Below are 14,360 nucleotides of genomic sequence, written 5' to 3' on the forward strand. Positions count from 1 at the left end.
CATCCTCCGACGCATGGCTTCTCATCGCCTCCATCCGACGCACCGCACGGTTCATCGCAAGGGCTTGAAATCAATGGGTATTAATTTTGAGTCCGACTCTAAGCGCCGCTGACGGCGGCTTCAGGCGCTGGCGCGGCTTTCGGCCGCCACCTCGGCCATCGCCTGTTCGATGCCGGCGCGCAGGATGTCGACCATGCGGTCGATCTGGGCCTCGGTGATGATCAGCGGCGGCGACATCACGCACATATTATAGACCGGCCGCACCAGCAGCCCCATGCGCTGGCAATGCCGGTCGACGCGCAGGGTGAGGGCATAATCGCGGTCCTCGTCGGGATGCGCCGCATCAAGGGTGCATTCCACGCCGGCCATCAATCCGATCACCCGCACCTCGGCCACCACCGGCAGGTCTTCCAGCGCCCGCAGCCGGGCGGCGAAATGCGGCATCACCCGGCGGACATGGGCCAGCAGCCCGTCCCGCTCGATCACGTCCAGATTGGCCAGTGCCGCCGCCGCCGCCACCGGATGACCCGAATAGGTGAAGCCGCTGAAGAACACCCGCGCATCGCCGCCGGGATTCCGCTGCCGGCGATCTGCCACGCGCCCGATCGTCTGGTATCGGTGGCGCTGGATCTGCTGACACCGCTGGCCCTGCGGCGCGGCGGTGCGATGGTGCAGGATCCGCAAGGACTGCTGGGGGCGCTGGCCGGGCGGATCAACGGGCTGGCCCTGTGGCACGGCGTGGCGATCGACGAGCCGCATGACAGTGTGCGGCGCCGATCCGAGGGCGCCATCTGGGACGCGACGGACTGCCGGATGCATAGCTGGCAGCGCCGCGCCGGCAAGGATCAGCGCCCGGCCGTCGCCATGTCGGGGCTGATCGGCCGGCTGGTGATCCATCAATTGCCGGCGGCATTGCTGCCGGTTCTGGTGGTGGGGCAGGCAACCCATGCCGGCAGCCATGCCGCTTTGGGCCTTGGCCGTTATCGGCTGATGATCGATGATCGGGAGCGGCCATCCACGCCACCGGCGGCGGATCGGCGCAGGCGCGGCCCGATCGCCGACCGCGCGGGATGATGCGGGTGAGGTGTGATGCGGATCTTGTCGGTCGATGCCGAAACCAACGGGCTGTATGGCGCACCCTTCGCCATCGGCATGGTGGTGCGCGATACCCATGGCGCCGATTGGCAGTTCATCGCGCGTTGCCCGATCGATGGCGACATCGACCCCTGGGTGGAGCAACACGTTCTGCCCGCCCTGTCCGGTGTGGCCGTCACCCACCCGACCGACGACGCGTTGCTTGCGGATTTCTGGCAGGCCTATCGGTCGGAAGTCGACGACGCGACCGCGGCCGGTGAAACCCTGATCTGTGTCGCGCATTGCGCATCGCCGGTGGAATCCGGCCTGTTCCGGCGCTGTGTCGAGGTGGACCCGGCGGCGCGGCAGTTTCAGGCACCGTTTCCGCTGCATGACGTGGCTAGCATGCTGCTGATGGCCCGTGAAGACCCGCTGTCGGTGCGCGATTTTCTGGCCCGCCACGCGATCACGGTGCCGTTTGACGGTGCCGCCCATCATCCATTGTTCGATGCGTGGACGGCACTGCTCGCCACCGAGGCACTGCTGGCCGGGCGGCCCCTCAGTCCCTGATGTTCAACTCAATCCCTGGCGCTCAATCCCTGAAGCGGGCTGGCCGCTTTTCCTGGAAGGCGGCGAGGGCTTCCGACAGGTCATCCGACAGCAGCATGGCGGCGTTCCAGGTGGCGATATAATTCAACCCGTCGGCAACGCTGTGGTCGCGGACATAGGTGATCATCTCCTTGGTGCCGCGCACCGCCAGCGGCGATTTGGATGCGATATCGGCGGCAATGGCGGCCACGCCCTGGTTCAGCGCGTCGACATCCGGATAGACCCGGTTGACCAGATGCATGGAAGCGGCCTCGGCGGCAGTGACCTTGCGGGCGGTATAGGCCAGTTCGCGTGCCAGCCCCTCGCCGATCACCTTGGGCAGACGCTGAAGCGTGCCGACATCGGCGGCAAGGCCGACATCGACCTCCTTGACCGAAAACCACGCCTCCTCGGTGCAATAGCGCATGCAGCAGGCGGTGATCAGGTCGATGCCACCGCCGATGCACGGCCCGTTCACCGCCGCGATCACCGGCTTGCGGCAGCGTTCGATCGCGGTGATCGTGTCCTGGATCTCAAGGATCTTGCGGCGCAGCTTCTCGCCCTGGCGGCCGTCGCAGGGGTCCGCCACCGATTGCTTCATCTCGACCAGCATCGCCAGATCGATGCCGGCGGTGAAATAGCGCCCGGCGCCGGTGATGACGCCAACCCGCGCCGCCGGGGTCTCATCCAGCCAGGCCATCGCCGCCTTCAGCTCCGGCCACATCGGCGCGCTCATTGCATTCGCCTTGTCGGGCCGGTTCAGCGAAATCCAGGCCACAGCACCGTCGAGCCGCAGGGCAAGGGTGGAGAAGACGGGCAGGGTGGCGGGGGTGGTGCCGTCCATGGGGGCGCATCCTCGGGCAAGCTGGGGCGGTGGCGACGTCTGAAAAACAATCAGACGTTTGAATGATTGATGGCAATATTGCGTGACCGGGGGCGGTCACGCAAGTCTGTTCCTCGACAGTGGCGGCCCACGCCTCAGGGTTTGGGGCCGACCGCGGTGATCGCCACACCCTGGTCTTCGGATGCCGTGTTCTGGGCAGCCTTGGCGCGCAGATAGCCGTCACGCGCGGCCAGCCGGTCCCAATAGGCGCGGACATTCGGCGGCAGATGGTGGCCGATGCCGATATTCTGTGCCAGCAGCAGGGCATAGCCCACCGAGATATCGGCCATGGTGAAGCGGCCGGCGCAGATATAGTCCTGCTCGCCGGTGATCTGCTCCACCAGCCGCAGCCGGGCCAGGAACCATTTGGTGTAGTCTTCAACAACCTGCGGCTGCTTGCGCTCGGCCGGCTCGAAGGTGCCATAGCGCAGAACCAGGGTCTGCGGGAAGGTCAGCGTCGCCTCGCCGAAATGCAGGAAATTGAGATAGGGGCCGAAATCCGGTTCCTCGACCCCCACCGCCAGCGGCGTCGGGCCATAGCGCGCCGCCAGATACTGGCAGATCGCCGCCGACTCGGTCATCCGTTTGCCCTGATCGAGCATGGTCGGGATGGTGCCCAGCGGGTTGATCTCCAGATAGGGTTTCTGGAACACCCGCGGCGGAAACGGCAGCATCTTCAGCTCGTAATCGAGCCCCAGTTCCTCCAGCGCCCAGAGCGGGCGGAAGGAACGGGCATCGTGGCAGTGATAGAGCGTGATCAAGGGTGGAACCTCCCACGGCGTCGTGTTCTTGTTCGACCGCCTGGATCATCCGGAACGGCCGATCTCCTGAACAGGAATTACAGCCCCATCTGCCGGCTGGCCAGATCTTTCATGATCTCTTCCGCACCGCCGCCGATGGCGTTGACCTTGACCTCGCGATAGATCCGCTCCACGGCGGCGCCGCGCATATAGCCGGCACCACCGAAAATCTGCACGGCCTCTGATGCGCAGTAGGCCATGGTCTGGGTCGCCTGGTTCTTCGCCATGCAGATCTGCGCCACCGGATTGTCGCCCTGATCCAGACACCAGACCAGCCGCTCGATGAAGGCTTCGGTGACCTCGACGCGCTGCGCCATGTCGACCAGCTTGTGGCGGATCACCTGATGCTGGCTGAGTGGCTTGCCGAAGGTCACCCGCTCGCGCGCATAAGCGATCGCCTCGTCCACACAGACCCGCGCGAAGGCGCAGGCGGTGGTGGCAAGGGCGATGCGCTCATCGTTGAAGTTCAGCATGATCGTGCGGAAGGCCGAGCCCTCCTCGCCGATCAGGTTTTCCACCGGCACCCGCACCTCGTCGAAATGGAGCGTGGCGGTATCCGACGACCACCAGCCCATCTTCTTGAGAGGCGTGCGCGAGAAGCCGGGGCTGTCGGCCTCGATCACCAGCAGGCTGATGCCGCCGCGACCGGGGCCGCCGGTGCGCACCGCGACCGTGTAGTAATCGGCACGCATGCCCGAGGTGATGAAGGTCTTTTCGCCGCTGACCACATAATGATCGCCGTCCAGGCGGGCTTTCGTGCGGATGCTGGCGACATCCGAGCCGCCATTGGGCTCGGTGATCGCCAGCGCCGAGATTTTCTCGCCCGCAAGGATGCCGGGCAGTACCCGCGCCTTCAACTCGGCCGATCCGGCCTTCAGAATCGGCGGGCTGCCGATGGTATGGCTGAGCAGGCTGGCCGGCACGCCGCCGGCGCCGCAGCGCGCCAGCTCCCGCCCGGCGATCACCGCCATGAACCGATCGGCCGGCACGCCGCCATACTCTTCCGGATAGCCGAGCCCCAGCAACCCGATCGCCGCCGCCTTGCGATAGAGCGCGCGCGGGAAGCTCCCGGCCTCGTCCCAGTCATTCACGAACGGCGTGATCTCGCGGGCGACCCAGCGACGCAGCGTGTCCTGCCAGTCCAGATGGTCCGCCGACAGAAACGGCGAGCGTAACGTGTTCACAAGCGGCATCCTCCGGTCAGCCGGCGGCCGCGGGTGCGGCGGCCTCGATCTCGACCATGACATGACCGGAGGCGACCTGATCACCTTCGGATACGGTGATTGCGGTGATGGTGCCGGTGCAGTCCGCCTTGTGGACATGCTCCATCTTCATGGCCTCCAGCGTCACCAGCGGCTGGCCCTGGTCGACGGCATCGCCGATCGCCGCCAGCACCGCCACCACCCGGCCGTTCATCGCCGCCTTGATCCGGCCATCGCCCGCGGCCTCGCCGGCGCGATGGGCGGGCTCGAACGACAGATCGTCGATCCGCACCGGACGCCCGCTCAGATGCAGGTACAGATGATTGCCGTCGCGGGCCAGATGCACCGTCTCGGCGGTGCCGTCGATGGTCACCACCAGCCGTCCGGCGCCGTCCACCGTCTGGGGAGCGAGAACGCTGGGCGCCAGCGTCAGCACCGTGCCGTCGACCTCGGCCTCATAGGTGCCGGGGCCGCTGCGGCTGATGCTGACGCTGACCGGTGCGCCGTCCAGTTTGAACAGCACCGGCACCGGCAGGGTATGGGTCAGGCTGCGCCCGGCGACCGGACGGCCGTCGATGGCGATGCCGTGCAGCAGCAGGGCGGCGGCCGCGGCGGCCCGGTGGTCGAACGCCGTGTCGCGGGCGAGCAGGTCGTCGCCATGCTCGCCGATGAAGGCCGTGGTTGCCCCGCCGGCCGCGAACACCGGATGGGCCAGGCAGCGGCCAAGGAAGGCCTGATTGGTGGCGATGCCCAGTGCGACGGTGTCTTCAAGCCCGTGGATCAGCTTGCGGCGGGCATCCTCGCGGGTTTCGCCATGGGCGATGATCTTGGCGATCATCGAGTCGTAATAGGGTGAGATTTCCGGGTCGCCGCCCAGCGCGTGATCGACCCTCAGCGCCGTGGTCGGCGCCCAGGCGCGGAAGCGGCCGCTCTGGGGCATGAAGCCCTGGGTCGGATCTTCCGCGCACAACCGAACCTCGATCGCATGGCCGCGCACCTGCACCTGCTGCTGGGTGATCGGCAGGGCGGCACCCGATGCGGCGATGAGCTGCAACTCCACCAGATCCAGCCCGGTCACCGCCTCGGTCACCGGATGCTCGACCTGAAGGCGCGTGTTCATTTCCATGAAATAGAACCGGCCCTGGGCATCGAGCAGGAATTCGAGCGTGCCGGCGCCCTCATAGCCGATGGCGCGGGCGGCCTGAACCGCGGTTTCACCCATCCGCGCGCGCAGATCGGCATCGACCGCCGGCGAGGGCGCCTCCTCGATCACCTTCTGGTGGCGGCGCTGCACCGAGCAGTCGCGCTCGCCCAGATGCAGGACATTGCCGTGGCGATCGGCGATGACCTGGATCTCGACATGGCGCGGCGCGATGATCGCGCGCTCGATGATCACATCGGGGTTGCCGAAGGCGCTCTGGGCTTCCGACCGGGCGCTGCGCAGCCGCTCGGGGAAGCTCGCCGCATCCTCGACCAGCCGCATGCCGCGCCCGCCGCCGCCGGCGGTGGCCTTGATCATCACCGGAAAGCCGATGCGGTCGGCCTCGGCGATCAGCGTCGCCTCGTCCTGGTTCTCGCCCTGATAGCCGGGCACGCAGGGCACACCGGCCGCCTCCATCACCCGCTTGGCGCCGGCCTTGTCGCCCATGGCGACGATGGCCTCGGGCGAGGGGCCGATGAACACGATGCCGGCCTCGGCGCAGGCACGGGCAAAGCCGGCATTCTCGGCCAGAAAGCCATAGCCGGGGTGGATGGCATCGGCGCCGGCCGCCTTGGCCGCGGCGATAATCGCCTCGATCCGCAGATAGGATGCCGATGGCGCGGCAGCGCCGATATGCACCGCGCGGTCCGCCTCGGCGACATGGGCGGCGCCGGCATCGGCGTCGGAATAGACCGCGACTGTGCGATAGCCCAGCTTGCGGGCGGTGCGCATCACCCGGCGGGCGATTTCGCCGCGATTGGCGACAAGGATGGTCGAGAAGGGAGAAAGCTTTGCCATGACCGGGCGCTGGGCCTCTGTCTTGTTGGTCCGGAACGGGACGGGAGCGGTGGTCACGGCCGGGCGACCGAGAACTGCATCCGGCGAGGTGTGCGGGCCTCGGCCTCGCGGCAGATCGACAGAACCTCGGCCAGCACGGCGCGGGTGTCGCGCGGATCGATCACGCCATCGTCGAGCAGGCGCGAGCTGGTGGCGAACACGCTCATCTGGCTGTCGAAGATGTTGATGATCCGGTCCTGAAGCGCCTGAAGCTTTTCGGCATCGGGCTCGATGCCCTTGCGCTTCGCGGCGGCGGCGGTGACGATCGCCATGGTGCCGGCGGCCTGTTCGCCGCCCATCACCGCGGTCTTGGCATTGGGCCACGAGAAGCAGAAGCGCGGATGGAAGCCGCGGCCGCACATGCCGTAATTGCCGGCGCCGAAGGATGCGCCGCAATAGATGGTGATCTGCGGCACGGTGGCGCTGGTCACCGCCTGGATCATCTTCGATCCGTGCTTGATCATGCCGGCTTCTTCATAGGCGCGGCCGACCATATAGCCGGTGGTGTTGTTCAGATAGATGATCGGGGTTTCCGACTGGCAGCAGGCCTGGATGAAATGGGTGGCCTTGTTGGCGCCGGCCGGATCGATCGGACCGTTATTGGTGATGATGCCGACGGCGAAGCCCTCGATCCGGGCATGGCCGCAGACCGTTGCCCCGCCATAGCGCTCGCCGAATTCAAGGAAATCGCTGTCATCGACGATGCGGGCGATGACCTGCTTCATGTCCACCGGGCGCTTGTGGTCCTGAGGCATCACGCCCAGCAGTTCCTCAGGGTCCAGCTTCGGCGGCACGGGCGCGCGCTCTGGTGCAGGGGCGGGGATGCCGGCATCCCAGTCGAGGCCCGCCACGATGTCGCGGGCGATGGCGATGGCGTGGCGGTCATCCTCGGCCAGATAGTCGCCAAGCCCTGAAATGGTGGTGTGCATCAGCGCGCCACCGAGTTCTTCCTCGGTCGCGACCTCGCCGGTGGCGGCCTTCAGCAGCGGCGGGCCGGCCAGGAAGGCGCGGGTGCGGTCGCGCACCATCACGATGTAATCCGACAACCCGGTCTGATAGGCGCCGCCGGCGGTCGACGAGCCATGGGTGACGGTCACCACCGGCAGGCCGGCGGCCGACAGCCGGGCCAGATTGCGGAACATGCTGCCGCCATGGACGAAATCCTCCACGCGGTAGTTCATCAGATTGGCGCCGGCGCTTTCCACCAGTTGCACATAGGGCAGCTTGTTTTCGAGTGCCAGTTCCTGGGCGCGCAACTGCTTGGCCAGCCCCATCGGCTGAAGCGCGCCGGCATCGATGCCGCTGTCGGACGCATTGATCATCACCCGCACGCCCGAGACGAAGCCGATGCCCGCGATCACGCCGGCGCCGGGTGTGCTCTTCTCAGGATCGGTGCTGTCCATCAGATAGCCGGCCAGTGTCGACAGCTCGATGAACGGTGTGCCCGGATCGAGCAGCAGCGCCACGCGTTCGCGCGGCAGCAACTGGTGACGCTTCTCGAAGCGCGGCTTCGATGCCGCCGACGCCTTGCGGGTCCGGGCCTCCAGGTTCCGCATCCGGTCGATCTGCGCCAGCATGTCGCGGCGGTTCGCCTGGAAGCTCTCGGCTCCTGTCGAGATGGTGGACGATATCTGCGTCATGTTCCGGGGCGCCTCTGACGATCCTATGGGTCCGAAGAACGGTGGGGCGAGGGCCGGCCGGGGAGGGAGGACCGCGTGGGGGAAGACACCCCCGCCCGTCATGCAGCCTAGCGGCGGCGATGCGGGGCGTCTTGCGTTCAGTGGCTGCCAGCCGCGTCACTTTGGCACGGCGGATCTGGGCACCTCCATTTCCCCGCTGATGTGATCGGGTTGAGGATCCGAGGCGGCACTTCGGGTGAAGCTCGCGTCAGGCATGGGGATTGTCGGGATTTTCAGGGTTTTCCGTAGAGCGCGGACGCAGTTATCCCATGGCCGCACGGCGCTCGTGGAAGATCAGGCTGTGGATGTTGAAGGCCAGGTTGGCGAGCGTGATCTTGGTGTGCAGAGAGACGTGTCCCGCCATACCTCAGGTCACGAGGCTTCGGTGGGCCCAATGTCCGTTCAGCGAGGGCGGGCGTGACGGGCAGCGTCTGTACATTGCCTAAATACCTAAACACAGGCATTATGGACGCAGAGCCGACAAGAATGCGTGCCCGCCCATGCAGGCGGGCGCCAGGGAGGAACTGCCAATGCCGATCGCCGTTGAGCGTCGCGGACGTATTGCGTCCATCACTTTCAATCGCCCTGAGACGGGCAATCTGATGAATGCGACGCTGTTTGCCGCCTTGCGCGATGCGCTGCGCGAGGCCGCGGGCGACGATGCGGTGCGGGTGGTGCGGCTGGGATCGACCGGCGAGGCCTTCACCCGTGGCGGCGATCTGCATGAATTCATGCACAACCCGTTGAAGGACGGCTGGGAGCGCTCGGCGCTGTATGACTGCACGCTGGAACTGGCGCGGTTTCCGAAACCGATCGTGGCGGCGGTGCAGGGGCCGGCGATCGGCGGTGGATCGACCCTGATCCTGAATTGCGACATCGTGGTGGCGTCGGATCGGGCGGGCTTCGTGTTCCCGTTTTCCAGCCTGGGGCTCTGTCCGGAAATCGGGTCGAGCTATCTGCTGCCGCTGGCGGTGGGGGAACGCCGCGCCCGCGACTGGATGCTGACCAGTCGCCGGATCAGCGCCGAAGAGGCGCGCGACGCCGGCCTGATCACCGAACTGGTGCCGCATGAGCAGCTGGAGGCACGTGCCGACGCGATCGCCGAACAGCTTGCCGGCTATTCCGGTGCGGCCATGAGCGCCACCAAAAAGCTGTTGCAGGAGGTTCATCTGGCGGCCCTGGAAGCGGCGATTCAGGCCGAGCTGCGCGCGCTTTCGGTGCTGATGGAGGGGCCGGCGGTGAAGGAGGCGGTGGGCGCGTTCTTCGACAAGCGCAAGCCCGACTTTTCGACCGTCGCCTGATGCGCGCCGAAGGGGTGACCGGTATCGGCGACGCACGGCTGATGCTGATCGGCCCGGAGCGGCTGTTCTATGCCGGCCTGCTGGGCCGGCCAGGTGTGCGCAACCTGGGCGGCATCGCAATCTATGTGGCGAGTGCCGGCCGGATCGTGGTGCGGGCCGGCGGCGGCCCCGACCGCGTCGGCAGCTGTGCCGTGGTGCCCGCCTATATGCCGCATGTGATCTCGGCCGAAGCCCGCGACATCCTTGCACTGAAGATCGAGCCGGAGACCGTCGACTCCGATGGACTGCCCGGCTTCATCCGTCAGGTGCTGGCGGCACCGGGTACCGCCGGCATCGTCGATGCGCCCGATGTGGTGGCGCGGGTCCGTGCGGCCCACAGCGCCCTGGCGGCGCGTGCCGGCAGCGCCTGCCCGCCGGCCCATGCCTTCGATCGCAGCTTCTTCGGTGCCGCCATCCCGTCGCGACCGATGGATTGGCGGATCCGCGCCGTGGTGCGCGCGGCACCCTCGGATGTCTCGGCCTTTCCATCGGCGGAGGCCTGTGCGGTTTCCGTCGATTTGTCCGTATCGCGGTTTCTGCACCTGTTCCGCGACCAGACGGGGGTGAGTTTCCGCAACTGGCGCGCCTGGAAACGGGCGCGGATCTCGCTCGCCCATGTCAATCGCAACCCCAATCTGGCGCATCTGGCGCTGGATGTCGGCTATCCCGACCAGGCCCATTTCAGCCGGTCCATCCGCAATATCTTCGGTCTCAGGCCCCGCGACATCGTCGCCGGCTCGCGCCGGCTCGATATCCGGCTGACCGACGGCATCCTGCCGCCGGGGCTGGCCCCGGCCGGAGCATCGGCGCTGCGCTGATCCGGTTCTGGTTCTCTCCGCTGGAGGCACCCCCATGACACGGCCCGACCAGACCCTGCACGCCGCTAATCTTGCCTTTGAACACCCCCGCGTGATCGATCTGGTGGCGCGCGGGGCGATGTTGAACCCCGACGGCACGGCGCTGGTGCATCTGAACACGCCCGACGATGTCGGCACGGCGCCGATCGCCCACGACCGGCTGATGGGCCTGCTGTCGGCGGCGGCAGGGCGGTTCCGCGTGCTGGCGCAGAATGAGAATGATGGCGCAGGCGACAGCGGGCCGGTGGTGGCCATCCTGGTGCCGAGTTGCCCGTCGCTGGTGGTGGCTTTGTGGGCGGCGATGTGGGCCGGCGTCGCCATGCCGCTGAACCTGCTGTTCAGCCGCGAGGCGATTGCCGCTCAGCTTGCCGCATCGGGTGCCCGGTTGCTGATCGTGCCGCCGGCCGGCGCGCCGGCGGGGTTGTATGAGAAGGTGGCCGGGCTGGATGCCGAGATCCCCGGCCTGCGGATCGTCACCGCCACAGTCGACGGCACGGTCGCCTTCGATGGCGAGACGCTGGAACCCGATCCGGACTGGCGGTCCCGCCTGACCGAAGGCCGCGCCAGCGCCGATCCCGACCGGGTGGCGGCGCTGTATCCAACCGGCGGCACCACCGGCGCCCCCAAACTGGCACGGCTGACCGAACGCAATATGGTCGCTTCGGCGATCGGCTCGATGCTGTCGATCGATTATCGCGCCGATGACCGGGTGCTGGCGGGCCTGCCGTTGTTTCATGTCGGCGGCGCCTTTGTCGGCTGTCTTGCCTCATTCGCCGCCGGGGCGGCCATGATCATTCCCACCCTGGCCGGTTTCGGCATCCGGCGGTGGTGGCGGGCTTCTGGTCGATCGTCGAACGCCACCGCATCACCATCGGCGCCCTGGTGCCGACCAGCCTGGGTGCTGTGGCGGCGGTGCCGACCGGTGGCGCCGATCTGTCGTCGCTGCGCTTCGTTGGCACCGGTGCGTCGACCTGTCCGCCCGAGGTGCTGAAGCGGTTCCTGGCCGCCTGGGGTGGCGATGCCGTGCGCCAGGTCTATGGCATGACCGAGTTTGCCGGCGCGATCGCGCAGGTCCATCATGACGTGACGCCGGATGGCGCCGCGGTGGGTCTGCCGCTGGCTCAGGCCGATGTCGCCATCCTGACCGATGACGGCAAGCTGCATCAGGGGCCATCGACCCCCACCGGCGAATTGCTGGTGCGTGGCCCGCAGGTGTTCGCCGGCTATGTCGATGCCCGCCAGACCGCCGGTGCCTTCCACGATGGCTGGCTGCGCACCGGCGATATCTGCCGGATCGGCGAGACCGGCCAGTTGCACATTGCCGGCCGGATCAAGGATCTGATCATCCGCGGCGGCCATAATATCGACCCGATGGCGCTGGAGGATGCCGCCATGGCCCATCCGGGCGTGGCGCTGGCGGCGGCGGTGGGCCTGCCCGATGCTTATGCCGGCGAGGTGCCGATGCTGTTCGTGGTGCCGGCGGCGGGGGCGGCGGGCGATCTGGCCGATCTGCCCGCCTTCATCGATGCGCGGATTTTCGAGGCGCCGGCCCGCCCCCGGCGGATCGAGCAGATCGACGACATGCCGCTGACCCCGGTCGGCAAGATCTTCAAGCCGCGCCTGCGGGAACTGGCCGCCGAACATGCGGCACGGGCGATCATCGCCACGGCGGCGCCCGATGCCGGCGCGACGGTGCAGGCGGTGACCGATGGCATCAGGGGCCTGCATCTGCGCCTGGATCTGCCGCCGGGCATCGATGCTGACAGCGCCGATCGCATCCGCGCGGCACTGGGCGAACTGCCGCTGGCGGTGGTGGGCTGACCGCTTACAGCATGCTGGCCTGGCTGTCGGTCTCGATCAGGCGGACATTGGCATCGGCGCAGATCCGGCGGATCGGCGGCAGGTCGCAGTGATTGGTGATGAAGGTATTCACCTGCGACAGATGGCCGATGCGCACCGGTGCCGTGCGCTCGAACTTGGTCGAATCCGCCACCAGAATCACGTGACGGGCATTGGCGATGATCGCCTGCGCCACCTTCACCTCGCGGAAGTCGAAATCGAGCAGGGCGCCGTCATGGTCGATCGCCGACACGCCGATCACCGCGAAATCGACCCGGAACTGGCGGATGAAATCCACCGCCGCCTCGCCGACCACACCACCATCGGCACCGCGCACCACGCCGCCCGCGATCACCACCTCGATCGAGGGAAACACCCGCATCCGGTTGGCGACGTTGATGTTGTTGGTGATCACCATCAGGCCGCTATGGCCGGTCAACGCCCGGCTGACCGCCTCGGTGGTGGTGCCGATATTGATGAACAGCGAGGCGTTGTCGCCAATGATCTCGGCGGCGGCGCGGCCAATGGCGAGCTTTTCATCCGAGGCGATCAGGCTGCGGGCCTCGTATTCCATGTTCTGCACGCCCGACGGAAACAGGGCGCCGCCATGGATGCGGGTCAGCAGCCGGCGTTCGCACAGATCGTTCAGATCCTTGCGGATGGTCTGTGGCGTGACGCCGAAATGACCGGCCAGATCTTCGACCAGGATCCGGCCCTTGTCCTTGGCCAGCTGGATGATCTCGGCATGGCGTGGTGACAGATACATCGGCCGTGGCCCCTCGGTCGGGTTTCGTTTCCCTATCCTATAAGCAAAAACGAAAGCCGGGGAAAGCCGAACCTCCGACCATGTCATGCCCGGGCAGGGCCTGGCCTCAGCGGTGGCGCTGCCGCCATGTTGCCGGCGGCTGGCCGGTCCATTGCTTGAAGGCGCGCTGAAAGGCGCTGGGTTCGGAATAATCCAGCCGCTCGGCGATATCTGCGAGTGAAAGTTCTGTGCGCCTGAGCAGCGCGCAGGCGAGGTCGCGGCGCAATTCGTCGCGGATCGCCTGAAAGCTGGTGTCGTGCTGCGCCAGCCGCCGTGCGAGCGTCGAGCGGGTCAGCCCCAGCCGGGCCGCCGCCTCGGTCTCGCGCAGCCCCGCGAAGGGGCGGGTGGCGGCCAGAAGATGGCGCAGCGCCGCCTCGGTGGTGGTTGGCGCCGTGGGGGTGGTGGTGTGGTCGATCAGCCGCCGCGCGAAACTGCCGGCCGTATCGGGCCGCGCGATCACCGGTCGGGCCAGGGCGCCCGGACCGAACACGATCGCGGCACTGTCGCCCGGATGATGCTCGACGGCGCGACCGAACAGGAAGCGCGATTCCGCGGCATGTTCGGCAAAGGCCGCCGGCAGGATCACGCGCTGGACCGGAACCGCCTCGCCGGCCAGCCAGCCCAGAACATGGATCAGCCCCAGAAGCTGGATATGGGCGAAGAGCAGCGAGTCCGCCTGCACACCACGGCTGGCAAGCAGGCGGATGCGGCCACGCCCGTCCGCCCGGTCATGCTCCACCGCCCAGGGCCTTGCGCCGTCGAACAGGCCGATCACGCGCGCGGCCTCGGTTGCGGCGGCGTCCAGATCCGGCAGATAGGCCAGCAGGCGCAGCATCTGCGCCATCGTGCCCGGCGGCACCGGCCGGGCCAGATAGCCCAGATATTCGTCGTCGCCGGCGGCGACCGCCAGCCGGTTCAGGCGCCGATAGGCCGGCGGGGCCACGCGCGGCCCGTCGACATCCAGCAGACCCGGCGGAATGCCGGCGCGGGCAATCAGCACCTGCCGTGCCGTTGCCTGCAGCGGCAGGCGGGCGATCAGTTCCCGCGCGAAACGGACCGGGATCGTCGCCACGGCCCATGCCTGGCCGTGGCCGCGAGCCGGACGTCGCTGGTGCCGCATTGGCGACGGTGGACCATCTGTCATGTCTGATGAGGCGCCCTGTCATTGCCGGACCGGCGGATTGCGGGCGATGGTTGCGGATATCGGCCCCGCTCTCCAGGGGGACGCGCCCTTGCAAGCCCGAAGGATAATGCC

At 67.6% G+C, this 14,360-nt stretch carries 14 protein-coding genes; 6 read left to right on the top strand and 8 right to left on the bottom strand.

The window, feature by feature from the left end; genetic code table 11:
* Positions 1-120: 120 nt before the first annotated feature.
* Positions 121-597 carry an aminotransferase class III-fold pyridoxal phosphate-dependent enzyme gene (locus tag IEW15_RS20530; RefSeq protein ID WP_229708400.1) on the bottom strand — a complete coding sequence of 159 codons (477 nt, stop codon included), beginning with the start codon at positions 595-597 and terminating at the stop codon, positions 121-123.
* Between the two features lie 21 nt (positions 598-618).
* Between IEW15_RS20530 and cas6 the strand changes: the two genes are divergently transcribed.
* Both cas6 and IEW15_RS20540 read left to right on the top strand, forming a co-directional pair.
* On the top strand, positions 619-1,074 hold the full coding sequence (gene cas6 / locus IEW15_RS20535; RefSeq protein ID WP_229708401.1) for a CRISPR system precrRNA processing endoribonuclease RAMP protein Cas6: 456 nt from the start codon (positions 619-621) through the stop codon (positions 1,072-1,074).
* Between the two features lie 15 nt (positions 1,075-1,089).
* Positions 1,090-1,644 carry a hypothetical protein gene (locus tag IEW15_RS20540; protein WP_188581442.1) on the top strand — a complete coding sequence of 185 codons (555 nt, stop codon included), beginning with the start codon at positions 1,090-1,092 and terminating at the stop codon, positions 1,642-1,644.
* Positions 1,645-1,666: 22 nt separating this feature from the next.
* Here the strand turns inward: IEW15_RS20540 and IEW15_RS20545 are convergent, their stop codons facing one another.
* The 5 genes from IEW15_RS20545 to IEW15_RS20565 form a co-directional block, all read right to left on the bottom strand.
* A complete protein-coding gene (locus tag IEW15_RS20545; protein WP_188581444.1) occupies positions 1,667-2,506 on the bottom strand; it encodes a crotonase/enoyl-CoA hydratase family protein in 840 nt (279 codons plus the stop codon).
* 134 nt (positions 2,507-2,640) lie between these two features.
* Positions 2,641-3,306 carry a glutathione S-transferase family protein gene (locus tag IEW15_RS20550; protein ID WP_188581446.1) on the bottom strand — a complete coding sequence of 222 codons (666 nt, stop codon included), beginning with the start codon at positions 3,304-3,306 and terminating at the stop codon, positions 2,641-2,643.
* A 77-nt stretch (positions 3,307-3,383) separates the two neighbouring features.
* Complete coding sequence (locus tag IEW15_RS20555) at positions 3,384-4,529, bottom strand: acyl-CoA dehydrogenase family protein (protein WP_229708402.1); 1,146 nt, start codon at positions 4,527-4,529, stop codon at positions 3,384-3,386.
* A 16-nt stretch (positions 4,530-4,545) separates the two neighbouring features.
* Positions 4,546-6,546, bottom strand: coding sequence for an acetyl-CoA carboxylase biotin carboxylase subunit (locus IEW15_RS20560; RefSeq protein ID WP_188581450.1), 2,001 nt, complete (start codon positions 6,544-6,546; stop codon positions 4,546-4,548).
* Between the two features lie 53 nt (positions 6,547-6,599).
* Positions 6,600-8,225 (bottom strand): acyl-CoA carboxylase subunit beta, encoded by a 1,626-nt coding sequence (locus IEW15_RS20565; RefSeq protein WP_188581452.1) that lies wholly within the window; start codon positions 8,223-8,225, stop codon positions 6,600-6,602.
* Between the two features lie 569 nt (positions 8,226-8,794).
* On the opposite strand from IEW15_RS20565, the gene IEW15_RS20570 reads away from it, so the two are divergent.
* Genes IEW15_RS20570 through IEW15_RS26410 form a run of 4 tightly spaced genes read left to right on the top strand, consistent with a single transcriptional unit; the run spans position 8,795 to position 12,282 of the window.
* On the top strand, positions 8,795-9,565 hold the full coding sequence (locus IEW15_RS20570) for an enoyl-CoA hydratase (protein WP_188581465.1): 771 nt from the start codon (positions 8,795-8,797) through the stop codon (positions 9,563-9,565).
* The gene (locus IEW15_RS20575) at positions 9,565-10,422 is read left to right on the top strand and encodes a helix-turn-helix domain-containing protein (RefSeq protein WP_229708406.1); all 858 of its coding nucleotides are present in this window, start codon (positions 9,565-9,567) and stop codon (positions 10,420-10,422) included. The genes IEW15_RS20570 and IEW15_RS20575 overlap by 1 nt, the downstream gene beginning before the upstream one ends.
* 34 nt (positions 10,423-10,456) lie before the next feature.
* A complete protein-coding gene (locus IEW15_RS26065; protein WP_268237187.1) occupies positions 10,457-11,452 on the top strand; it encodes an AMP-binding protein in 996 nt (331 codons plus the stop codon).
* The gene (locus tag IEW15_RS26410) at positions 11,344-12,282 is read left to right on the top strand and encodes an AMP-binding protein (RefSeq protein ID WP_268237188.1); all 939 of its coding nucleotides are present in this window, start codon (positions 11,344-11,346) and stop codon (positions 12,280-12,282) included. Before IEW15_RS26065 ends, IEW15_RS26410 begins: the two co-directional genes overlap by 109 nt.
* Positions 12,283-12,286: 4 nt before the next feature.
* Here IEW15_RS26410 and IEW15_RS20585 read toward each other — a convergent pair whose 3' ends face one another.
* Positions 12,287-13,066, bottom strand: a complete 780-nt coding sequence (locus tag IEW15_RS20585; RefSeq protein ID WP_188581467.1) for a DeoR/GlpR family DNA-binding transcription regulator — start codon at positions 13,064-13,066, stop codon at positions 12,287-12,289.
* Positions 13,067-13,172: 106 nt separating this feature from the next.
* The gene (locus IEW15_RS20590; RefSeq protein WP_229708409.1) at positions 13,173-14,177 is read right to left on the bottom strand and encodes a helix-turn-helix domain-containing protein; all 1,005 of its coding nucleotides are present in this window, start codon (positions 14,175-14,177) and stop codon (positions 13,173-13,175) included.
* Positions 14,178-14,360 lie beyond the last annotated feature (183 nt).

Source organism: Tistrella bauzanensis, from assembly GCF_014636235.1.
GTDB lineage: Bacteria > Pseudomonadota > Alphaproteobacteria > Tistrellales > Tistrellaceae > Tistrella > Tistrella bauzanensis.